This is a genomic window from Ornithinimicrobium carbonis (assembly GCF_977012275.1).
In genome coordinates, this window is the sequence record NZ_OZ348993.1 from 3,337,428 (window position 1) to 3,359,407 (window position 21,980).

A 21,980-nucleotide genomic window follows, 5' to 3' on the forward strand; every position below is an offset into this window, starting at 1 on the left:
TCATCCGGCGTCGGCAGCGCCCTACACTCCAGCAGATGGGTAGGACGGCGTCCGCTTCGGTCGATCCGCGCCCGACGCTCGCCTCGGTGTGGTGGACGCTCGCCCTCCTCGTGCTCACGACGGCAGGTCTCGGGCTGCTCGCCTGGGCGCTGCTGGTGACTCACGGTATGGCGTACGCCGCCTTCGAGGTCTTCCGGCCGCAGGGGGTGGTCGCGGCTCCCGACCTCGACGACTACGTCCGTGCCCTCCTGGTCGCGGTGACGACCAACGTCGCTGTCGCGCTCGCCCTGGTGTGGCTCGCCAGGAGGACGCGAGCCCGGCGCTGGCACCCGGCCGTCGTGGGGGCCCTCGCCGCCGTCACCGCCGTGGTCCTCGCCGGCAGCGCGATGTTGCTGCTGCTCGGCATCAGCCCCATCGACTTCGTCCTCGCCCTGTAGCGGCCGCCGCGTCGACCGGCAGCGGTCTCCCACCGGATGGAGCGACGGTCCCGCAACCCTGGACCTCCACACCGTGGCTCTACATCTGCCGGGTGAGCACGTCATACCCCCGTCCTCGCTGGCTGCGCAACGTCTAGTCTGTGGACTGCAGCGACGCCCCCGGGTCCTAGCATGGGCCGGGTGACCGGGGCGACGACGTGACGCCGGAACGGCAGAGCGGGAACCCCACGGAGGCCGAGCCCGACCCGGCGCGCTGGCGGATCCTCACCGTCACCCTGGCCGTCGGGTTCATGTCCCTGCTGGACGTGACGATCGTCAACGTCGCGATCCCGTCGATGCGCTCGAGCCTGGACACCTCGGCCGCGACGATCCAGTGGGTCGTGTCGGGGTATGCCCTGAGCTTCGGCCTCGTGCTCGTCACCGGGGGCCGGCTCGGGGACGCCTGGGGCCGGCGCCGGCTCATGCTGGTCGGGCTGACCGGCTTCGTGCTCTCGAGCGCCGCCTGCGGGCTGGCGCCCTCGGTCGAGGTGCTGGTCGCGGCCCGGCTGGTCCAGGGAATCTCCGCGGGGCTGCTCACGCCCCAGAACACCGGGCTGATCCAGGAGCTGTTCAGCGGGGCCGAGCGGGGCCGGGCCTTCGGGCTCTTCGGACTCGTGGTGTCGGTGGCCTCGGCGATCGGGCCCGTGCTCGGCGGCGTGATCATCGCGCTCGCCGGCGAGGAGGGTGGCTGGCGCTGGATCTTCCTCGTCAACGTGCCCATCGGGGTGGTGCTGCTCGGCGCGATCGCCCGGATGGTGCCGGACACCCGGGTCGAGGTCGAGAAGGCCGACACCCGGCTGGACCCGGGCGGGGCGGTGCTGCTCGGGCTGGCCGTGTTGTGCCTGCTGCTGCCGGTCGTGGCGCTCGAGTCCGGCGCCACCGGACTCCTGTGGCTGCTCCTCGGGGTGCCGGTGGCCGGCTGGGCCTTCGTCGCGTGGGAACGGCGGCTCACCCGCACCGGCGGCGCACCCCTGCTCGACATCGCGCTGCTGCGGCAGACGCCCGGCTACGGCAACGGCATCGTCGTCGGCGCGCTCTACTTCACCGGTTTCACCGGTGTGTTCCTCGTGCTCTCGGTCTACCTGCAGGACGGACTGGGCTACTCCACCCTGGCCACCGGGCTGCTGCTCACGCCCTTCGCCGTGGGCTCGGCGGTGTCCTCGATGTGGGCCGGCCGTGCGGTGACCCGCATGGGGCGGCCGCTGGTGGTCCGGGCGCTGGGCGTGATGATGACCGGACTCGTGCTGCTGGCGGTCCTCGCCTCCTGGGCGCAGGACCGGTCCTGGTTGTGGCTGGCCCTCGTGCTGCCCCTGCTGCTGGCGGGCCTCGGCGGCGGCGCGGTCGTCTCGCCCAACTTCACCCTCACCCTGGCCGAGGTGCCGCCCCGGATGGGCGGAGCCGCCGGCGGCGCGCTACAGACCGGCCAGCGCGTGGGGGCCGCGATCGGCGCGGCGGTCCTCATCACCGCCTACCAGCTCGGGGCCGGGGACGGTAGCGACCCTGGGGCGGGGCTGCGAGCCGCGATCGGCACCGCACTGACGCTGCTGCTCCTGGCGCTGGCCGCGGCGGTGTGGGACGGACGCCGCCGGGCGACCGCGGCGGGGACGGCAGAGGACCGACGGTCACGGTGAACGCCAGGGGCAGGCTCGGGATCTCGAACCGGCCGGCGTCCACCCCGCCCCCACAGCCGGCGCGCGGCTCGAGTCGGAGATGATCGCGGTATGACGCTCGCGTTCACTCACGACTCCCTCCCCCAGCGGGTCATCCTCCAGACCGGCGCGGCCCCGCGGCACCTGCGTGAGGAGATCTCCCGCCTTGGAGCGCAGCGCGTCATGCTCATCGCGGGCGAGGCGGAGCGCGAGCTCGCCGACCGCGTGGTCGGTGACCTCGACCTGGCCCTGCGCTGGGACGAGGTCGTCCAGCACGTGCCCGTGACCCTGGCCGAGCGGGCGCGGTCAGCCGCGGAGTCGGCCGGCGTCGACCTGGTCGTCTCGATCGGCGGCGGGTCGACGACCGGGCTGGCCAAGGCGGTCGCGCTGACCACCGGCCTGCCGGTCGTCGCCGTCCCGACGACCTACGCCGGCTCCGAGGCCACCGCGATGTGGGGCATGACCGACGACCACACCAAGAGGACCGGCATCGACCCGGTCGTCCTTCCCCGGACGGTGATCTACGACTCCGAGCTGTCCCGGACGCTGCCGCTCGGGCTGTCGGTGTCCTCCGGGCTCAACGGCGTGGCCCACGGCGTCGACAACCTCTGGGCGCCGGGCACCGACCCGATCGTGGTGGCGCTCTCCCTCGAGGCGGTCCGGGCCCTGTCCTCCGGATTGCGGGCCGTCGTGGCCGCCCCCGACGACGTCGACGGGCGCGACCGGTGCCTCTACGGGGCCTACCTGTCGGCGCGGGCCTTCGCGACCGCCGGGTCGGGCCTGCACCACAAGATCTGCCACGTCCTCGGTGGCACGTTCGACCTGCCGCACGCCGCGACCCACGCCGTGGTGGTGGCCTACAGCCTCGCGCACAACGCACACGCAGTGCCCCCCGACCTGGCCGCCCGGCTGGCCTCGGCGCTGGGGCGCGAACCAGCCCCGGGCGAGGACGGGGCCACCGCCGCGGTGGCGGCCCTCGAGCAGCTCCGCAGGGACACCGACGCCCCGGGCTCGCTGGCCGAGGTCGGCCTCACGGAGCAGGACCTTCCGGAGGCGACCGAGCGCATCGTCGCCGCCGTGCCCGCCTCCAACCCCCGTCCCGTCACCCCGGAGAGCATCCACGCCCTGCTGCGCGCGGCACTGAGGGGCACCGACCCTCGGAGCCTGCTGTGACCCCACCGCCGGCCGACCATCCCGACGGCCCGACCGCGGCCCGGACCCACCTGGTCGGTGACGACCGGGGCGCGCGTCATCACACCTTCGCGCCCGGCAGCCTGCTGGCCTGTTCGATCCAGGACCGCAGCTGGTCCTCGTCGAGCTCGTCGTCCTCGTGGATGTCCAGGTAGCGCACCTCGTCGTGCTTGGAGGCCTTCGGTGGCACCGGGTCGAGCGAGGTGCCCTGCCAGAACTGCACCTGGACGTACTCCGTGTAGCAGCGGAACGACAGGAACCAGCGGTCCTCGTGGGCGCCGTAGAACGGCTGGTTCCACCTCACCGCCTTGCGCACGTCGGGCACCGTGCCCGTGACCAGGTCGTCCAGCCGCCGGCCGACGTCGCTCTTCCAGCCGGGCATGGCCGCGATGTAGGCCTGCACCGGCCCGTCGCCCTCCCCCTTGGGGATCTGCGGGTTGCCGCCCGAGAGCAGCCTGGGGCCTGTGTCGTCCGTCGTCGGGCTCATCACGATCCTCCATCCTGTGCGACGTCGTCGAGCAGAAGGTCCTCCAGCCGCGTCCGCACCAGGAGCACGAGCCGGGAGAGGTCGAGCACGTAGTCGGCCCGCTCGTCCTCGGGGACACCGATGCTGGGCTCCGCCAGCGGGTCCGCGTCGCCGGCGAGGCTGCGGAGCCGTCGTGCCTCCGCGTCGTCCACGCCCAGCAGGCGGGCGTCCTGGTCCAGGACGGCCGCCAGGTGACGCAGCTCGTCGAGCTGACGTCCCGACACCTGTCCCATGAGGTCTGCCAGCGCGCCGACCCAGGCGTGGTCGCCCTCCGGCCAGTCCTCGACCAGGTCCGTGACCCGCTCGAAGAGGGCGTAGTGCGCCGCCCACGGGCCCGGCCAGATCTCCTCGTGCTCGTCGAAGGGACGCGCGGCCGCCTGTGCGGCCAGCCGGCGGGCCCTGTCCTCGTCGCCGCGGGCCAGTGCCTCTACCGTCTTGTGGACGAGGTTCGCGGACGCGGCCATCCCGGCCAGTGAGGCGTCCTGCTCCGCCGACGGCGCACCGCCGCGCACCGTGCCCGACCAGAAGCTGCTCGTTGCCATGGGACCAGTCTGCCGTCCCAGCCGCTGCGGAGCAGCCCGTCGAGCAGCGCTGCACCGGTCTCACCCCTAGGGAGGTGATCCCGGTGCACTGTTCGGTGCCATGGTGGACGACCACCCCAGACCGAGGAGGTCTGTCATGTCCGACCAGCCCGAGCCTGTGGCCGCCCTGTGGGAGTGGCAGTTCCAGGGACTGTGCCGCACCACCAACCCCGACATCTTCTTCCACCCCGAGGGTGAGCGCGGCCCGTCGCGCCGCCGGCGGGAGGCCCGTGCCAAGGCCATCTGCGAGCAGTGCCCCGTCCTGCGGGAGTGCCGCGAGCACGCGCTGGCGGTCCACGAGCCCTACGGGGTCTGGGGCGGGATGACCGAGGAGGAGCGGGACGAGGTCCACCGCCGCCTCGCCCGGCCCCGCACGGCCTGACGCGTCCCCTTCGCCAAACGTTCGACGACGATCGCCAGCGACGGGAGTCGCGTTCGAATGGTGTCGCTCCGGTCAGCAGCAGGGGAAGTATCGTCCGCGGCATGACGGCAGGACGACGGCTCTCCCGCGACGAGTTCCACGCCAAGGTGTCCGGGTTCGACCGCGCGGACCTGGTGAAGATCCTCTGGACCCTCTACTGGCGTGGCTCGGCTCCGGTCCGCGAGCGCATCGAGGACCTCCTCGAGCCCCAGGCCAAGGGGGCACGGGCCTTGGCCCGCCAGCAGCCACCCGACGCAGGACAGGTGCTGGCACGCGTGACGGAGTTCGCCGCCCTGGCTCGCTCGGGGGCCTATCTGGCCGGCGACCGCAGGGTCTCCCGGCAGGAGAGGACACGCTGGCGGACGACCTTCCGCACGCTTGCGCAGGACAGCATCAGGGCACTTTCCGGCGACGACGTGAACACTGCCGTCCGGGCGGTCAGCGTGCTGGTCGACCTCGCGTGCGAGACGAGGGAGTACGACTACTTCCGCTCGGAGGACCCTATGGAGGCGGCCCGTTTCGTCGTCTCCGACGCCGTGGCGGCGATGTGGGCGCGGCTCCGGGATACCGAGGGCGCAGGTGCCATGGTCGAGCAGGCCGTCAAGGACCTGGTGCGGTGGGAGCGGCGGTGGGGCTGGACGCGGCGAGGAGACGGTCGGGTGAGTGCGCAGGAGGTGTCGCTGGCGAGCACGCTGGACGGCCTCCTCGTCGTGCCCGACCTGTGGACGCTGGCGGCGCGCACGTATGGCGACGCCGTGGACGAGGCCGTGCGGAAGCGGGCGGGAAGCCGCCGGGGGCGCAGTCAGGCAGAGTTGGCCCAGGACCTGAGCCAGTGGAACTCCGTCCTCGTCTCCCGCCTGTCCGGGCCACAGCACGACGAGCTCGTCGACCGGCTGTCCGCGCACCCCGCACTCGCCAGGACACTCACCGACGTGCCGGCTGACACCTGACCCCACGGTGTCTGATCCGTCACACGTCCCTGATGAGACCCCACATCGGCGACTACGGTGACTAGTAGACGGTCTGGGCCGCCCGTCTCTCCATCCGGCAGGCACGGGACCCCGGAGAGGAGCCCTCATGTCCTACTCGAAGATCATGGTCCCGGTCGCTCCCGACCACGGCCCCGAGGCCGGGCGCGCGATGGAGGTCGCCCGGTCCCTGCTGTCCCCGGGCGGCAGAATCACCGTCCTCTCGGTGATCGAGGAGCTCCCCCGCTACCTGACCGCCGACATCTACTCGATCGGGCCGGTGGTGGTGGAGAAGGAACGAGCCGTCGCCGACGCCGTCAAGGAGGAGTTCGGCGGCGCACCGGACGTCACGGTCGTCACCAGGATCGGGCACGGCGCACGTACGATCCTCGACCTGGCCGAGGACGGCGGACACGACTGCATCGTCATCGCCTCGGCCCAGCCCGGTTGGCAGCACACCCTGATGGGCTCCACCGCCTCCGGGGTGGTCCGGCACGCCCACTGCTCGGTGCACGTCCTGCGCGAGACCGGTTCCGGCCCGACCGCCTGACCCCCGCCCCTCCTACGGGAGGGGACTCAGCTCTCCGCCCCCCGGCAGCACCTCGGTCACCGCTCCCCCGTCGACCTCCCACCGCCGGGTCAGCCGCACGGTCTCCAGCATCCGCCGGTCGTGCGTCACCAGCAGCAGCGTCCCGTCGAACGCCTCCAGCGCCTGCTCCAGCTGCTCGATCGCCGGCAGGTCCAGATGGTTCGTCGGCTCGTCCAGGATCAGCAGGTTGACCCCGCGCGCCTGCAGCAGCGCCAGCGCCGCGCGGGTGCGCTCCCCCGGCGACAGCGTCGACGCCGACCGCCCGACATGCCCGCCCACCAGGCCGAACTTCGCCAGCAGGGTCCGCCGGTCGGCGTCGGTCCACTCCGGCAGCTCCAGGGCGAAGACCCGGGCCAGCGGCACGTCCACCGCGTCCAGCAGCCGCCGCGCCTGGTCCACCTCCCCCACGACGACCCGCGAGCCCAGCGACACCGCCCCCTCGTCCGGCTCCACCTGCCCCAGGAGCAGCGCCAGCAGGGTGGTCTTGCCCGACCCGTTCGGCCCCGTGATCGCCACCCGGTCGCCCAGGTCGAGCTGCAGGTCCACCGGCCCCAGGGTGAACGCCCCCGTCGGTCCCGACCGGCGCACCACCGCCGCGCGCGCGACCGCCACGACGTCGCCCGACCGCGGTGCCTGCGCGATCGAGAACTGCAGCTGCCACTCCTTGCGCGGCTCCTCCACCACGTCCATGCGCTCGATCATCCGCTCGGTCTGGCGGGCCTTGGCCGCCTGCTTCTCGGAGGTGGCCTGCTGGTGGAACCGGATGTTCTTGTCCTTCTCCTTGCGCCGCGCCAGCTTGCTGTTGGCGGCCCGGACCCCCTTGTCCATCCCCTCGCGCTGCATCCGGGCGCGCGCCTCCAGGGTCCGCCGGCGCGCGGCATACTCCTCGAAGGCCTCCCGCGCGTGCCGGCGCGCGATCGAGCGCTCCTCCAGGTAGGCGTCGTAGCCACCCCCGTAGGCCACCACCCGCCGCAGGCTGCGGTCGATCTCCAGCACGGTCGTCACCGCCGCCGACAGGAACGCGCGGTCGTGGCTGACGAGCACCACCGGTGCCTCCAGCCCCTGCACGAACTCCTCCAGCAGCTCCAGGCCCGCCGCGTCGAGGTCGTTGGTCGGCTCGTCCAGCAGGTAGCCGTCGTAGCGCGACAGCAGCAGCCCCGCCAGCCCCACCCGCGCCGCCTGCCCGCCCGAGAGCGTGCGGACCTCGCGGTCCAGGTCGACCGCCAGGCCCAGGCGCGCGGCGACCTCCTCGGCCCGCTCGTCGAGGTCCGCGCCGCCGAGCGCGAGCCAGGCCTCCAGGGCGGTGGAGTATGCCGTCGCGCCCACCTCGTCCTCGGGCCGCTCCGCCAGCCGCTGCGCGGCGGCGTCCATCTCCGCCTCGGCGTCGGCGACCCCCGTGCGGCGCGCGAGCGACTGCCGGATCGTCTCGCCCGGCAGCGCGTCCGACTCCTGGGTCAGCAGACCCAGGTGCGCGGTCCGTGGCGAGACGGTCACCGCGCCCGACTCCGGTGCGCGGCGCCCGGCCAGCACGTGCAGGAGCGTGGTCTTGCCGGCGCCGTTGGGGCCGACCAGCCCGACGACGTCGCCCGGGGCGACGACGAGGTCGAGCCCGGAGAACAGCAGCGTCGCCCCGTGGCCGACGGCCACGTCCCGGGCCTGGATGGTCGCGGTCACCCGCCCATCCTCCCAGCAGCGGGCGGCCCTCGTGGAGTCCTTGACCGGTTCGGAGCCAGCGGCGTAGCGTCCGAGGAAGCCCCCGGAGGTGCCGTGACCAAGCCTGCAGGTCCCACGTTGATCGGCTCCGTCGTGCGCGCGCTCTCGCTGCTGGAAGCGGTCGCCGAGCACGGTCGCCCGGTGCAGGCCAAGACGCTCGCCCGGCTGACCGAGATCCCGCTGCCCACGACCTACCACCTCCTCCGGACCCTGGTGCACGAGGGCTACCTGGTGCGGACCGAGGACGGCTACGTGGTCGGCGACCTGCCGGGCCACCTGGCCGCGGCGAGCGAGAACGCCTCCGCCACCCTGCGCGCGCGTGGGGTGCTGCGGAGCCTGCACGACGACCTGGGCGCGGCGGCATACCTCGCGGTCGTCAACGACGGCGAGATCGAGCTGGTCGACATCGTCGACTCACCGGGCGCGCCACGCACCGACCTGTGGGTGGGGCTGCATGACGCGGCGCACGCGACGGCCCTGGGCAAGGCCATCATCGGGGCCCTGCCGCAGCAGGAGCGCCGGGACTACCTGGCCAGCCACCCGATGGCCGACCTCACGCCCCGCACGCACACCGACGTGCGGGCGCTGCTGGCCGAGCTCGACGGCCGGCCGGAGGTCGTCGTCGACAGCCAGGAGTACAGCCTGGGCACCACCTGCGTCGCCGTCCCCGTGAGGGGACGGGTCGTCGGTGCGGTCGCGGTGTCGGTCCCGCTCTCCCAGCAGGAGCGGGTGCTGAGGGAGGCGCACCGCCTGAGGCGGGCGGCCAACCGGGTCGCCCTGGCCTACGCCAGCGCCGGAGCCGACGACGCGGACCGGGCCGGCATCGCGTAGGCCCCCGCGCTCGGCCGGCGGCGCCGTATCACCATCTGAAAACTCGGGGCTGGTGGTCCTCCGCCCGGCGACCGACAGTGGGTCTACGACAACAAGGAGGTTGCGATGACGACCACCGTCACCACGCAGCAGGGGCAGGACGCGTCGGTCCGCCTCGACCTGTACCGCACCATGGTGCTGATCCGCACCTACGAGATGGCCATCCTGCGCGAGTACCACGCCGACAAGGGGCCCGGCTTCGACATCGGCAAGGGACTGATCCCCGGCGAGATGCACCTGTCCGCCGGCCAGGAGCCGGTCGCCGCCGGGGTCTGCGCGCACCTGACCGGTAACGACGCCGTGACCGGCCCGCACCGCCCCCACCACTTCGCGATCGCCCACGGGGTCGACCTGGACCGGATGACGGCAGAGATCTTCGGCCGGGAGTCCGGACTGGGGCGGGGCCGTGGCGGGCACATGCACCTGTTCGACCCGGAGCGGCACTTCTCCTGCTCCGGGATCATCGCCGAGGGACTCCCGCCGGCGCTGGGCCAGGCCTTCGCCTTCAAGACCCGCGGCACCGACCGGGTCGCGGTCGCCGTCGCGGGCGAGGGCGCGGCCAACCAGGGCGCCTTCCACGAGTCGCTCAACCTGGCGGCCCTGTGGAAGCTGCCGGTCCTCTTCGTCATCGAGGACAACAAGTGGGGGATCTCGGTGCCGCGCTCGGCCTCCACGTCCGTCGCGTCCAACGCCGACCGGGCCGCCGGCTACGGCATCCCGGGCGTGCGGGTCGAGGACAACGACGTGGACGCCGTGCACGAGGCCGCCGGCGAGCTCGTCGGCCGCGCGCGCAGGGGCGAGGGCCCCGCCCTGCTCGAGGTCGAGACGCTGCGCCTGCTCGGCCACTTCGAGGGCGACGCCCAGGGCTACCGGCCCGAGCTCGCCGACGTGGGCGCGAGCGACCCCATACCGCGGTACGAGGCCCGGCTGCAGGAGGCGGGTCTGCTCGACGACGCGACCAAGGAGCAGGTCGCCGCCGAGGCGACCGAGCGCGTCGAGTCCGCCATCACCTTCGCCAAGGACAGCCCGCTGCCGGACCCGGCCGAGGCCACCCGCTACGTCTTCGCCGAGGAGGCCTGAGATGACCACCACCACCGCACCCACCACCCGCCGGCTCAACACCTCCAAGGCGATGGCCGAGGCGATCGCCCAGGAGATGCGCGCCAACCCCGAGGTCTTCTACATGGGTGAGGACGTCGGCCCCTACGGCGGCATCTTCGGCTCCACCACCGGCCTCTTCGACGAGTTCGGGCCCTCGCGGATCATCGACACCCCCATCTCGGAGACGGCCTTCATCGGGCTGGGGATCGGTGCCGCCGTCGAGGGCATGCGGCCGATCGTGGAGCTGATGTTCGCCGACTTCATGGGCGTCTGCCTGGACCAGATCTACAACCACATGGCCAAGATCCACTTTGAGTCCGGCGGCAACGTGTCGGTGCCGATGGTGCTGACCACCGCGGTCGGCGGCGGCTACTCCGACGGGGCGCAGCACTCCCAGACGCTGTGGGGCACCTTCGCCCACCTCCCGGGCATGAAGATCGTGGTCCCGTCCAACCCGGCCGACGCCAAGGGCCTGATGACCTCGGCGATCCGCGACGACTCGCCCGTGGTCTACATGTTCCACAAGGGCGTCATGGGCCTGCCGTGGATGGCCAAGAACCGGCGCTCCGTCGACGTGGTCCCCGAGGGCGAGCACGTCGTGCCGATCGGGAAGGCGGCGGTCGCCCGCGAGGGCACCGACGTCACGGTCGTGACGTTGTCCCTCTCGGTGCACCACGCGCTCGACGTGGCGGACAAGCTCGCCGACGACGGCGTCTCGGTCGAGGTGATCGACCTGCGCTCGCTCGTGCCGCTGGACCGCGAGGCGGTCCTGTCCTCGGTCGCCAAGACGGGGCGGCTCGTCGTCGTCGACGAGGACTACCTGTCCTACGGGCTCTCCGGGGAGATCCTGGCCACCGTCGTGGAGACCGACCCCAGCCTGCTCAAGGCCGCGCCGAAGCGGGTGGCCATGCCGGACGCGCCGATCCCCTACGCGCACGTGCTGGAGTATGCGGTGCTGCCGCTGCACGAGCGCATCGAGTCCGCGATCCGCGAGGTCCTGGCGTGACCGACCTGATCTTCCCGCAGCTCAGCTCCGACAACCCGCAGGCCACCGGCGTGCTCGCCACCTGGTACGCCGCCGACGGTGACGTCGTGGCTGCGGACCAGCTGGTCGCCGAGGTGCAGATGGACAAGGTCGACGCCGAGGTGGTCGCCCCCGCCGCCGGCACGATCCGGCTGCTCGTCGAGGAGGGCGAGGAGGTGGCCCAAGGAGCGAAGATCGCCGAGATCACCTGACCCCACCCGAGGCGAGGATGGGCGATCGACGGCACCGCCCGATCGTCATACCCGCCCCATCCCCAGGCTCCGCGCCCGGGCGATCGCCTCCCCGCGGTCGGCGGCCTGCACCTTCTGCAGGATCGTCGAGACGTTGTTGCGCACCGTCTTGGGGGCGAGGTGCATCCGGGCGGCGATGGCCTGGTTGCCCAGCCCCTGGGCGACGAGGTCGAGGATCTCCCGCTCCCGGTCGGTCAGCTGCGGGAAGGGCGCGTCCGCTCCCCCGGTGCCCTGGCCGGTGAGCTGCGCCAGGATCCGGCTGGCCACGGGGGCGCCGAAGACCGCCTCCCCGTCGGCGACGGCGCCGACCGCGCGGAGAACCTCCTGGCGGTGGGCCCCCTTGAGCAGGTACCCGGCCGCGCCGGCCCGCACCGCCGCGAACAGCGACTCGTCGTCGGCCTGCATCGTCAGGACGAGCACGCGCACGGCCGGATGGTCGCGCGCCACGGCGCGGGTCACCTCGATCCCGGACATCCCGGGCATGGCGAGGTCGAGCAGGACCACGTCGGGGGTCAGCCGGGCGACCTGGGCGAGCGCCTCCTCCCCCGTCGCCGCCTCGCCGACGATCTCGACCGTGGGCTCCCCCTCCAGCGCGGCCACGAGGCCCTCGCGGAAGATCGGGTGGTCGTCGACGAGCAGCACCCGCACGCTCATCCGCCGCCACCTCCGATCGGGATCCGGGCGGTGACGGTCGTCCCGCCCGCCTCGCCCGGACCCAGCTCCAGGGTCCCACCGAGCTCGGCGGCGCGCTCACGCATGGACGCCGTGCCGACACCCGCGGGGCGCTCCCCCGGCCCGTTCCCGTCGTCCGCGACCTCGAGCAGGAGCCAGCCGTCGCGCACCTGCAGCTCGACCCGGCAGCGGGAGGCGCGCGCGTGCCGCACGACGTTGGTCAGGGCCTCCGTCACGATCCGGTATGCCGCCACCTCCACCGCGGCGCTGCCCACCTCCAGCGTGGGCGGGCACCGCAGGTCGACTGCGAGGCCGGTCGGCGCCAGGGCGTGCACGTGCTCCCGGACCACCCCGGCCAGGCCGAGGTCGTCCAGGGCCGGTGGCCGCAGGCCCTCGACGACCTCGCGCACCCCGTCGACCGACCGGTGGATCTCGGCCCGGACCCGGCCCAGCAGCTCGTCCACGCGGGGGTCCTCGCTGCGCCATCGGTCCCGCAGGGCGTCCACCATCAGACCCGCCGCCGCCAGGGTGGGACCGATCCCGTCGTGCAGGTCCCGCCGTACCCGCAGCCGCTCCTCCTCACGGGTCCGCACGAGCCGTTCGCGCGACTCCTGCAGGTCGGTCGCGAGCCGGGCCACCTGCACCTCGCGGGCCACCTGCCGGGCGAGGTCCTCCAGCAGGCGCCGCTCGGCGGCCGTGAACGCGGCCTGGCCCGGCCTGCGCCCGACGACCAGCGCCCCCTCGTTCCGTCCGTGGGCGAGCAGCGGGAGGGCCACCGCACCCGGTGGCGGAGCCACGCCCGCGGGCTCGAGGACGACGTCGACGAACGGCAGCCGCAGGGTCCGGCGCACCGTCTCGGTGACCGTGGCGATCAGGTCGTCCAGCGCCGTCGTGCGCTCCAGCCGGGCGGCCAGGTCGGCCAGCACCCGGTAGGGATGGGCCCGGTCGCCGTAGAGCCAGCGCTCCACGACCCGGTGCAGCCAGGCCTTCACCGGCGCCAGGAACACCGCGACGGCCGCGCTGGCCAGCAGTGAGGCGGCCCGCCCCGCGTCCGTCCCCAGGATCCCGGTGACGAGAGCCAGCGTTCCGAAGTAGGTGGCGAGCACGATGCCGGTGAGGACGGCATACACGAGGGTGCGGTCCAGGGCCGCGGCGATGTCGAACAGGCCGGCGCGCAGCACCCCGACCCCGGTGGCGACGGGGAGGGCCGCCACCCCGACGGCCTCGAGGGAGCCCCCGACCCAGGTCGGGGCGAACGGCACCACGACCGCCGCCACCCCCACCGTCAGCAGCGCGAAGAGGGCGCCGAAGCCGAGCCACAGGAGGCGGCGCCGCTCCTCCCCCTGCGAGCGTCGCCAGGCCCGGACGAGGAGCACCAGCGCCGCCAGGGTGATCACGAGCAGAGCCGCGGCGGCGGCGTCGCCGACCCGGCGCGGCCACGGCGCCCAGGCCTCGACCGCCAGCGGGCTGGTGAGGCGCAGCTCGGACTCGATCGGCCCGGTGGCCAGCACGTAGCCGAGCAGCATCACGACGTAGCCGGCGACGGAGGCGACCACGAGCCTGCGGCGCCACGGTCCGGTGGTCCGGACGGGGAAGAGCAGCAGCGCCAGGGTCGACGCCAGGGCGAACGCGGTGCCGTAGCCGACGTTGCTCAGCAGGCTCGCCCAGGCCGCGGCCGCGGCCCGGCCGGAGGCGTCGGCGTGGTCGGCCAGCGCGTCGAGGGCTCCACCGAGGGCCTGGGCCAGCCCGACGCCCAGGTAGACCCAGCCGATGGCCAGGTCGGGCCGGTGCCACGTCAGCAGGAGGCCCACGACCGGGAACGCCAGGAAGCTGACGAACCAGGCGACGTCGTCCGGTGCCGGGAGCGGCATACCGGCCAGGGTCCCGAGCCCCACGACCAGGGCGAGGATCGTCCCGGTGGTGGCGGCGAGGCCCACCCCCAGCCAGCGCGAGGCCACCGTCGCGGACACCGCGGACCTCCCTCCCGACCGCCCCGGCCGCGGGTCGCCCGACCCGCCCCGGCGGTGCACGTCCGACGGTACCGGCGGGGGTGTCCCGCGGGCCAGGGACGATCGTCCCGGTGGTGCCGGGCACGCGGCGGGCACGGCCGGGACGTCCGCCGCTGGGGAGGGGGACGCCCGGGCCGCCAGCGTGGAGGGCGTTGCGAACCCGACCCGAGAGGCGGCTCCCATGGCCACGCGCACCGCATACCCCGTCCCTTCCCCCACCTCCCCCACCGCCGCAGGGACCGGTCCGCTCCGGCGTGCCCGGCGGACCGCCCTCGTGGCCGGCCTGGTGTGGCTGGTCGCCGGGGTGGGCACCTTCGCCCCGGAGTCTCCGGGACCGGGCACCGACGCCACCGGGATCCGCGCCCACGTGGAGCAGAACCTGGACGTCCTGACCCTCAACGCCGCCAGCTCGCTGGTCGCGGTCGTCGCGCTGCTCGCGCTCGTCTCGGCGCTGGTGACGGTGCTGCAGGCGGAAGGGCCGGGCGGCACCGCGAGCCGGTACGTCCTCGGCGCCGGGACGCTCGCCGCCGTGCAGATGGTCTTCTTCCACGCGGTGTATGCGGTGTGGCTGTTCGTCGACCCCGCCGCCCTGGGCGACACGGAGGTGCGGGCGCTCTACGCAGCCGGTCTGTTCGCCGACGCGTTCGGCTCCCTGGCGCTGGTGGTCACCTGCTCGATGGTGGGGCTCGTGTCGTGGCTGGCCCTGGGGCACCGCTTCCTCTCGCGCCCGGTCGCGGTGCTCGGCCTGCTCGTCGCGGCCGGCGAGCTGGTCTCGCTCGGCCAGCTGCTGGGTGAGAACCCGGTGTCCTCGACCGGGATGTACGTCGCGATCTTCGGCTGGTTCCTCTGGCCCGCGGTCGTGGGGGTCGACCTGGGGATCCGGTTGCGCCGGCGGTGAGCCACGGGCCGGCGCCGGTCCGGGACGCCTCGGTCAGGACGGGGCAAGGACTCGGTCAAGATTCGGTCAGATCGACCTGCTCGGGTTGAGGCCCCCCGGAGGCAGTTGTAGCGTCACCGGCCATGTCACGTGTGAGATGGATCACCCCAGCCCTTGCTTCGTTCGCGCTCGCCGGCGCGCTGGTCGCTCCCGCCGGGGCGACGACGACCCAGGAGGAATCAGACCTGGCACCCCTGTCGGACGCGGTCGAGGAGTTCCTCACCGCGGGCGGCCCCTCCCTGGAGGTCGTCGTCACCTTCGCGGACCGCTCCGGGCTCGAGCGGCTCGCCGGCCTGGACGCGGACCTGCAGACGACCCGGACCCTGCCGATGGCCCTGGCCACGCTGTCCCCCGACCAGATCCGCGAGGTGGCCTCCTGGGAGGACACCCGCAGCGTCTGGGAGAACGCCCGGGACGAGCTCTATCTGGACGACAGCATCGAGATGATCAACGCCGACGACGTCTGGGCCGGTGACGGCTTGCGGCGGGCCTATGACGGTTCGGGCGTCACGGTGGCCGTCACGGACACGGGCGTGGACCCCACGCACCCCGACCTCCCCCACGGGGACAAGGTCATCCACAACTTCGCCGTCGTGGGAGACCCGCTCAGCGACACCAACGTCGGGTTCGTGGACAGCCCTGTCAGCATCGACGACCACGGGCACGGCACCCACGTCTCCGGCACCATCGCCGGCACCGGAGCCGCCAGCGACGGCCACTTCACCGGTGTCGCCCCCGGCGCCGACATCGTCAGCTTCAAGCTCGGCTCGGCCAACGTCCTCAGCTGGTGGGCGATCCAGTCCTACGACTGGATCCTCACCGAGGGCCAGCAGCACAACGTGCGCGTCGTCTCCAACAGCTGGGGCGGCGGAGGCGGCAGCGACTACGACCCCGAGGACCCGGTGAACATCGCCACCAAGGCCGCCTACGACGAGGGCGTGGTCACCGTGTTCGCCGCCGGCAACTCCGGCAGCCCCAACACCATGGGCCGCAACGCGGTGTCGCCGTACGTCGTGGCGGTCGCCGCGGCCAACAAGGACTTCAGCCTGGCCAGCTTCTCCTCCACCGGCCGGCCCGACGACAACCAGGACCGCGACGCCGGGGGCGGGCTGTACCGGCCGACCATCACCGCGCCCGGAGTGGACATCGGCGCCGCCCGGTCCAGCACCGCCACGCTGATGTCGACCGGGGTCGTGACCGACAACCCGTTCTACACCCGGGCCAGCGGCACCAGCATGGCCACCCCGCACGTCTCGGGGACCGTGGCGCTGATGCTGGAGGCCAACCCGGCGCTGTCCGCCCGGGACGTCATCGACATCCTGGAGTGCTCCGCCGACGAGATGGCCGGCTACGCCTCCTTCGAGGTGGGCGCCGGCATGCTGGACGCCCGGGCTGCGGTGAAGTGGGCCGAGCAGGGGCGAACCAACTGCAAGCCGGCCGACGACACCGGGCTGGTGCCCAGCGGCGACCCGACGCCGATCGCCGGCACCGTGCTTCCCGGCGGCTACCTCGTGGACACCGGCATCGCGGACCTGGACGAGCAGTTCTGGAGCTACCACGAGGTCGAGGTGGCCGACGGGACGGCGGCGCTGTCCGCGGCCATCGCGTGGGACAACCCGGCCGACAACGTCTACCTCTTCCTCTACGACCCGGTGGGCAACGAGGTGGCCTCCTCGGCCGGGCTGCTCGACACGCCCATCACCGAGCGCGAGGTGATGACCACCAGCCCGGAGGCGGGCACCTGGACCGTCGGCGTCGTCGGTCGGGTCAACACCGTCACGCCGTACACCGGCCAGGTGCAGACCTACGTGGACGACTCCACCAGGGGCGGCGGCCAGAAGAACTGAGTCACCCAGGGACGGGACGGATCAGCTCGTCGGCGGGGCCGTCCGGCGTCTGGTCCCCTCCATGTCGTCGACGGCGAGGCCGACGCAGGTACTACTATGTCTAGTAGACGGTCTGGTGCGTCCCGTCCCTCCAACCCCGGCAGATGCGGGTGCCCAGGAGAGGAGAGCCATGTCCTACTCCACGATCCTGGTCCCGGTCGCTCCGGGCCACGGCGACGAGGCCGGCCGGGCGATGGAGGTGGCACGCTCGCTGCTGAGCCCCGACGGCAGCATCGCCGTCGTCTCGGTGCTCGAGGAGCTCCCCCGCTACCTCACGGCCGAGGTCTACGCGTTGGAGCCCGTGGTCGAGGAGAGCCAGGAGGCCGTCGCCGAGGAGCTGGTCTCCGAGTTCAGCGCGCCGGACGTCCAGATCGTCACCCGGAGGGGCCATGCGACCCGGACCATCCTGGGGCTGGCCAAGGAGTGCGGCCACGACTGCATCGTCATCGCCTCGGCCCAACCCGGTTGGGAGCACTTCCTGCTCGGATCGACCGCCGCGGGTGTCGTGCGCCACGCCCACTGCTCGGTGCACGTGGTCCGCACCCGGGACACGACCGGGGCCTCCTGACCCCGGGCCTGTCAGCGGCGGCCGATCAGCTCGTAGACCGTGCCGTCCGGGCCGCGGTAGTGGGCCCACTCCCGCTCCCCGTCCCGCTGGGTGTCCCAGAGGAACTCCACGCCCTCGGCCTCCATGCGGCGTCGGGTCCCCTCGACGTCGTCCACGACGAGACCGACGCACGGCCGGTCGCCGAACGCCACGTGGTCGGTGTCCTCGGGTCCGTAGACGTGCAGCTCGGTGCCGTCGCCCAGGCGGAACCAGACCAGCCGGTCGGACTCCTCCCGCACGACCTCCAGGCCGAGGGTGTCGCGGTAGAGACCGACCGCAGCCCGGAACCGCTCCCGGTCCTCGATCCGCACCCCCAGGAACCCCAGGCCGTGCACTCCGCCGGTGGACATGGAGCCATCGTAGGGAGGGGACCTATCCACGGGCCCACGCCTGCTGCATACTCTCCGCCAGAGGGCCCCAAGGGCGGGGGCGCCGGGACGCGAGGGGGCACCTGTGACCGTGCACGACGAGCTGGAGGCCGTTCTGGCCGCGGGCCGGTGGGAGGACCTGCGGCCCTACGTGCTGGCCGACCCCGGCAGCGAGGTGCACCGGTCCGCCTCGGACTGGTACCGGTCCCGCCATGCCCACTGGTACGACGCGTACTGGTGGCAGAGCTCCTTCCGGAAGGACCCCGCTGTCGACGGCCAGGCCGCCCTGCGGATCCTGGCTCTGGCCCTTCTTCCGCCGACCGGGGCCGCCAAGGAGCTCGGGCGCCTGACGTACGGGTGGGCACCAGCCTCCGACGACCTGGCGGTCGAGACCGCCCTCGCACGGGGGTCGACGTTCTGCCGCCCGTTCCTCGACGCCGCCTCACGGCTGACCTTCGGCAAGGAGGCGGAGTCGATGGTGGGCTGGATCGCCCGGCTGGGGCTGCCCCTCGTCGACGCCGGGGTGGCGGACCTGCCCGAAGGGCCCGCGTTCGGGCGCGGCTGGGCCCGGATGTTCAGCTGGTCGGACCCGGACGAACCCCTGGTCCGGCGACGCGACGACGCGTCGGTGCGGGAGGAGTTCGAGATCGCCCTGGCGACCCCGGAGGCGTTCGCGCCCGACGAGACCTTTCGTCGCCCCGGTCACGAGCTGGAGCTGTCGGTGGCCCGGCTCGTCGACGAGGGCGTGCTCGACCGCGGGCGCATCATCAGGGGGGTGCTCGAGGCCCTGACCCGCCCGGACAGCGCGCACAGCCAGCGTGCGCTCGCCAGGGTCCTGCAGTCCCTGGAGCTCGGTCGCGAGGACGCGGTGGACCGCCTGCCGCATGTGCTCCACCTGCTGGCCACCGCTCGCGGACCGGTCACCGCCGTGCTGCTCCCCGCGGTGATCGCCGCGGCCGGGGACGAGGACGTCGCCGCGATCGCCACCACGGTCTTCACCCGCCCCGAGAAGGCCCAGCGCACGACGCTGCTGAGGGCGCTGGTGGCCAAGGACGCGCCGTGGGGCCGGGACGCCCGGGTGCAGGCCCTGCAGGTCGCCGCCGACCTGCCCGACCGGGCGCTGGCCGAGCGGGCCGGTCGGGCGCTCTCCGCGCTCGGTGCGGAGCCGGCGCCGCTCCCCGGCGGTGACGCCGCCCCCTCCGAGCTGTGGACCGACCCTCTCCCGGTCGACCCGCCCCGCGCCGTGAGGGTCGTCGACCCGGACGAGGCGTCGATGAGGGCCGCCCTCAGCCGGATGACCGTGGAGATGGACCCCTCCGACGGGGCGATGTTCTGGGACGGCGCGGTCCGGTGGGCCCGTGCCGACGCACGCGCCGCGGTGGCCTGGGCCCGGGGGCTGGGCGACCGGGTCTACGAGACGGACGTGCCGGCCGGGCTGCCCCCGCTGCGCGCCGAGCCGTGGGACCTGGTCGGCCCCGCCGAGCACCGTCGGCTGCGCGAGGCCACCGAACGGTTCCACACCGGCGTCCGGGCGCCCTACGACGCCGAGTCCTACGGGGTCACCAGCCGCAGCACCACCCAGGCCCTGCACAAGCTCCTGATGTCGGAGACCACGAGGCGCCTGGCCGAGATCCCCCTCGTGGTCAGCACGCCCACCCGCACCGACGGGACGCTGGAGCTGTCCGCGCTCGTCGAGCGCCTGCGCGGGTATGCCGCGGGCCGCGACCTCGTCGGCCCGGTCGACCTCTTCGTCGCCCTCCTGCGGCTGGAACCGGTCGACCCCGCCCGCGCGGCCGAGCTCGACGGCGTGGAGGTCGGTCTGTGGTCGGAGGAGGAGACCGGGGGTATGCCGCGTCCGTTCCGGCGACGCCGGCACGCCGACGCGGTCGCGCTCGTGCGCGACTGGATCCGGGCCGGGGGCCTGCCGCCGGTGGAGGTGACCCACCGGGGTGGAGCGGTCGACCTCGCCCCGCCGACCCTGCCGGTCCCTGCGGAGGCGTTCGGCGGCATACCCCCGTCGTTGGTGGCCGGGCACGAGGACGGGGTGCACGTGGAGTACTCCGACTGGTCGGTCGGCGTGGAGACCGACGCCGGCGTGGTGCCGGGGTGGGCCGACCTGCTGGCCGCGCGGCTGCAGCGCAGCTTCAACCAGACGGGACGCTTCCCCCCGATGATGCTGCCGCACCTGGCCGCCTCACCGCGGCCCGGGCGGGCGGTGGTGCACGCGGTGACCGCGACGCTGTCGCACGCCGACGAGGACCGGCGGCTCGTCGCCGTGGACGCGGCCCTGACGATGATGGGACGCGGCCTGTGGGACCCGGCCGACCACACCACCTGCTGCCTGCACCTGCTGGCGGACGGGCAGCTGCGCCTGGGACGGCTGGCGCACTCCTGGGAGCAGCTCGTCCTGGCCGGCGGCCTGAAGCCGTTGTGGCCCACCGCGACCGCCGTGCTGGACGGCGCGTGCGGTCTGGAGAAGAAGCCGCCCGGCCTGGCGGAGCTGCTGGCGATGCTGCGCCGCTACGTCGCGGCGGTCCCCGACGTCGTCGTGCCGGGGTCCGTGGCGGCGCTGGCGACCTCGAAGGGCAGCTCGAAGGCGAGGGTCGAGGCGGCGGCGTTCGTGGAGGCGGCGTCCGCGGCGTCCGCGGCGTCCGCGGCGTCCGCGGCGTCGGGGGTCGCGTCCGGAGACTCGGCCGGGGACTCTCCGCCGGCGTCGACGGAGGTGGCGTCGTGACCACCGGCTACCGCGCCGCGTCCCGGCTGGACGACGGGGTCCTCGGGCTGGAGACGGCCGTCGGCCTGACGCCGCAGGGCCTGGTCGAGCAGCCGCGGTTCTTCTCCGGGATGGTGGCCCGTCCTGACGTGACGGCCGCGGCGGTGCTGGCCGTGGCGGACGTGGCCGGCACCCGCTACTTCGACGCCGGGCTGGCCAAGCGGGTGGCCGCCGCCAGCGCCGACCCGGTCGTGACGGCCTCCGGCGACCGGCTGCGGTTCGAGTCGTTCTCGCTGTGCAACGGGGTGCACGCCCGGCTCGACCTGCTGCCCGACGGCATCGAGGGTGGAGAGGTCGCGCACGGCACGACCAACGTCGACGTCAACCAGCCGCTGCGCACCGCCCTGGCCGGGGTCGGGAGCACGGCCCTGCTGCACCTGGACGTCGGCACCGACGGGTTGGCGGTGTCCACGCCTGAGGAGACCCACGTCGAGCGGCCGGTCGACCTGCCCCACCGGTGGGTCCGCGGCTTCGCCGAGGTTCCGGTGCTCACCTCCCGGATGACCCAGCGGGCCGAGCTGCCGGGACCGGTGGCGGCCCGGTGGCTCGCATCGCTCCCCCGGGCCACGCCCGGCCCCTCCTACCACCTGGTCCCGGCCCCCGGTGGGCTGCGGCAGAGCCTGCGACGGAGCCCCGGCTCGATCCACCTCGCCGGGGCGGCCCGGCTCACCGCCACCGCGCGGATCGCCCGGTTCGCGACGCGGCTGCGGGTGTTCGCCGGCGATGACGAGGGCGACCTGGCCAGCGCGTGGGTGTTCGACCTGCCGGGGGCCACGCTGACGGTCGTGCTCTCGCCGGAGACCTACCGCGGCTTCTCCGGCGAGGGCGGGCTGCTCACCACACTGCTGGCCGCGTCCGCGGAGAGCTCGGCGCTGCGGCTGCTGGAGCACCTGGCGTGGGAGCCGCGCATCGACCGGGCCGCGCTGGGCGGGGCGACCGGGCTGGGGGCGGCCGAGGTCGAGGCGGGGATCGGCTACCTGGTCGCCACCGGCAAGGTCGGCTTCGACCTGGTCGAGGAGACCTGGTTCCACCGGGAGCTGCCGTGGGACACCACCCGGGTCGAGGCCGACAACCCGCGGCTGAAGGCAGCCCGACGTCTGGTGGCGGAGGGCGCGGTCACGCCGACGCCGCAGGGCTGGACCGTCCGCTCCGAGGACCACCGGCACTTCGTCGTCCGCGAGCCGCTGAGCTGCACCTGCCTGTGGTGGGCCAAGCACTCCGGCAGCCGGGGTCCGTGCAAGCACGTGCTGGCGTCGAGGCTCCTCACGGATGCCGCCGGAGGGGCCGGGCAGCAGGGCTGACGGGCGGGACGGGCAGCACAGCTCACGGACGGACCCGCAGCTGACCTCACGGACGGGGCGGACGGAC

General features: G+C 73.8%; 21 protein-coding genes. 15 read left to right on the plus strand and 6 right to left on the minus strand.

What is annotated here, in order from left to right; all coding sequences use genetic code 11:
- The first annotated feature begins 35 nt into the window (after window positions 1-35).
- The 3 genes from ACWHYA_RS15320 to ACWHYA_RS15330 all read left to right on the plus strand — a co-directional run bounded on the left by ACWHYA_RS15320 (window position 36) and on the right by ACWHYA_RS15330 (window position 3,298).
- On the plus strand, window positions 36-437 hold the full coding sequence (locus ACWHYA_RS15320; protein ID WP_425940867.1) for a hypothetical protein: 402 nt from the start codon (window positions 36-38) through the stop codon (window positions 435-437).
- Window positions 438-634: 197 nt separating this feature from the next.
- Window positions 635-2,107 carry an MFS transporter gene (locus ACWHYA_RS15325; protein WP_425940866.1) on the plus strand — a complete coding sequence of 491 codons (1,473 nt, stop codon included), beginning with the start codon at window positions 635-637 and terminating at the stop codon, window positions 2,105-2,107.
- A gap of 90 nt (window positions 2,108-2,197) precedes the next feature.
- The gene (locus ACWHYA_RS15330; protein WP_425940864.1) at window positions 2,198-3,298 is read left to right on the plus strand and encodes a maleylacetate reductase; all 1,101 of its coding nucleotides are present in this window, start codon (window positions 2,198-2,200) and stop codon (window positions 3,296-3,298) included.
- 79 nt (window positions 3,299-3,377) lie between these two features.
- Here ACWHYA_RS15330 and ACWHYA_RS15335 read toward each other — a convergent pair whose 3' ends face one another.
- Entirely contained in the window at window positions 3,378-3,803 is a 426-nt protein-coding gene (locus tag ACWHYA_RS15335) for a DUF1801 domain-containing protein (RefSeq protein ID WP_425940862.1), read from the minus strand.
- Entirely contained in the window at window positions 3,803-4,384 is a 582-nt protein-coding gene (locus ACWHYA_RS15340) for a hypothetical protein (protein ID WP_425940860.1), read from the minus strand. Before ACWHYA_RS15340 ends, ACWHYA_RS15335 begins: the two co-directional genes overlap by 1 nt.
- A gap of 136 nt (window positions 4,385-4,520) precedes the next feature.
- Here ACWHYA_RS15340 and ACWHYA_RS15345 point away from each other — a divergent pair, with 136 nt between their 5' ends.
- From ACWHYA_RS15345 to ACWHYA_RS15355, 3 genes are all read left to right on the plus strand, one after another.
- Window positions 4,521-4,805: a WhiB family transcriptional regulator gene (locus ACWHYA_RS15345; RefSeq protein WP_425940858.1), complete on the plus strand. Its 285-nt coding sequence runs from the start codon at window positions 4,521-4,523 to the stop codon at window positions 4,803-4,805.
- A 101-nt stretch (window positions 4,806-4,906) separates the two neighbouring features.
- On the plus strand, window positions 4,907-5,794 hold the full coding sequence (locus ACWHYA_RS15350) for a hypothetical protein (RefSeq protein ID WP_425940856.1): 888 nt from the start codon (window positions 4,907-4,909) through the stop codon (window positions 5,792-5,794).
- 127 nt (window positions 5,795-5,921) lie between these two features.
- Window positions 5,922-6,362 carry a universal stress protein gene (locus tag ACWHYA_RS15355; RefSeq protein WP_425940854.1) on the plus strand — a complete coding sequence of 147 codons (441 nt, stop codon included), beginning with the start codon at window positions 5,922-5,924 and terminating at the stop codon, window positions 6,360-6,362.
- A 12-nt stretch (window positions 6,363-6,374) separates the two neighbouring features.
- Here the strand turns inward: ACWHYA_RS15355 and ACWHYA_RS15360 are convergent, their stop codons facing one another.
- Window positions 6,375-8,075 carry an ABC-F family ATP-binding cassette domain-containing protein gene (locus ACWHYA_RS15360; RefSeq protein ID WP_425940852.1) on the minus strand — a complete coding sequence of 567 codons (1,701 nt, stop codon included), beginning with the start codon at window positions 8,073-8,075 and terminating at the stop codon, window positions 6,375-6,377.
- Between the two features lie 93 nt (window positions 8,076-8,168).
- Here ACWHYA_RS15360 and ACWHYA_RS15365 point away from each other — a divergent pair, with 93 nt between their 5' ends.
- The 4 genes from ACWHYA_RS15365 to ACWHYA_RS15380 all read left to right on the plus strand — a co-directional run bounded on the left by ACWHYA_RS15365 (window position 8,169) and on the right by ACWHYA_RS15380 (window position 11,321).
- On the plus strand, window positions 8,169-8,945 hold the full coding sequence (locus ACWHYA_RS15365; RefSeq protein ID WP_425940850.1) for an IclR family transcriptional regulator: 777 nt from the start codon (window positions 8,169-8,171) through the stop codon (window positions 8,943-8,945).
- A 105-nt stretch (window positions 8,946-9,050) separates the two neighbouring features.
- Window positions 9,051-10,064 (plus strand): thiamine pyrophosphate-dependent dehydrogenase E1 component subunit alpha, encoded by a 1,014-nt coding sequence (locus ACWHYA_RS15370; RefSeq protein WP_425940848.1) that lies wholly within the window; start codon window positions 9,051-9,053, stop codon window positions 10,062-10,064.
- A 1-nt stretch (window position 10,065) separates the two neighbouring features.
- Window positions 10,066-11,091: an alpha-ketoacid dehydrogenase subunit beta gene (locus ACWHYA_RS15375; RefSeq protein ID WP_425940846.1), complete on the plus strand. Its 1,026-nt coding sequence runs from the start codon at window positions 10,066-10,068 to the stop codon at window positions 11,089-11,091.
- Entirely contained in the window at window positions 11,088-11,321 is a 234-nt protein-coding gene (locus ACWHYA_RS15380) for a lipoyl domain-containing protein (protein WP_425940845.1), read from the plus strand. The genes ACWHYA_RS15375 and ACWHYA_RS15380 overlap by 4 nt, the downstream gene beginning before the upstream one ends.
- Window positions 11,322-11,366: 45 nt before the next feature.
- Here the strand turns inward: ACWHYA_RS15380 and ACWHYA_RS15385 are convergent, their stop codons facing one another.
- A complete protein-coding gene (locus tag ACWHYA_RS15385) occupies window positions 11,367-12,014 on the minus strand; it encodes a response regulator (RefSeq protein WP_425940843.1) in 648 nt (215 codons plus the stop codon).
- The gene (locus ACWHYA_RS15390; RefSeq protein WP_425940841.1) at window positions 12,011-14,002 is read right to left on the minus strand and encodes a sensor histidine kinase; all 1,992 of its coding nucleotides are present in this window, start codon (window positions 14,000-14,002) and stop codon (window positions 12,011-12,013) included. Before ACWHYA_RS15390 ends, ACWHYA_RS15385 begins: the two co-directional genes overlap by 4 nt.
- A 220-nt stretch (window positions 14,003-14,222) precedes the next feature.
- Between ACWHYA_RS15390 and ACWHYA_RS15395 the strand changes: the two genes are divergently transcribed.
- From ACWHYA_RS15395 to ACWHYA_RS15405, 3 genes are all read left to right on the plus strand, one after another.
- Window positions 14,223-14,939 (plus strand): hypothetical protein, encoded by a 717-nt coding sequence (locus tag ACWHYA_RS15395; RefSeq protein WP_425940839.1) that lies wholly within the window; start codon window positions 14,223-14,225, stop codon window positions 14,937-14,939.
- 122 nt (window positions 14,940-15,061) lie between these two features.
- A complete protein-coding gene (locus ACWHYA_RS15400; protein WP_425940837.1) occupies window positions 15,062-16,825 on the plus strand; it encodes a S8 family serine peptidase in 1,764 nt (587 codons plus the stop codon).
- Between the two features lie 169 nt (window positions 16,826-16,994).
- Complete coding sequence (locus ACWHYA_RS15405) at window positions 16,995-17,432, plus strand: universal stress protein (protein ID WP_425940835.1); 438 nt, start codon at window positions 16,995-16,997, stop codon at window positions 17,430-17,432.
- 11 nt (window positions 17,433-17,443) lie between these two features.
- On the opposite strand, the gene ACWHYA_RS15410 is transcribed toward ACWHYA_RS15405, so the two are convergent.
- Window positions 17,444-17,821, minus strand: a complete 378-nt coding sequence (locus ACWHYA_RS15410; RefSeq protein WP_425940833.1) for a VOC family protein — start codon at window positions 17,819-17,821, stop codon at window positions 17,444-17,446.
- Between the two features lie 103 nt (window positions 17,822-17,924).
- Here ACWHYA_RS15410 and ACWHYA_RS15415 point away from each other — a divergent pair, with 103 nt between their 5' ends.
- Window positions 17,925-20,573, plus strand: a complete 2,649-nt coding sequence (locus ACWHYA_RS15415) for a hypothetical protein (protein WP_425940831.1) — start codon at window positions 17,925-17,927, stop codon at window positions 20,571-20,573.
- Window positions 20,570-21,913 (plus strand): SWIM zinc finger family protein, encoded by a 1,344-nt coding sequence (locus ACWHYA_RS15420; RefSeq protein WP_425940829.1) that lies wholly within the window; start codon window positions 20,570-20,572, stop codon window positions 21,911-21,913. Before ACWHYA_RS15415 ends, ACWHYA_RS15420 begins: the two co-directional genes overlap by 4 nt.
- Window positions 21,914-21,980 lie beyond the last annotated feature (67 nt).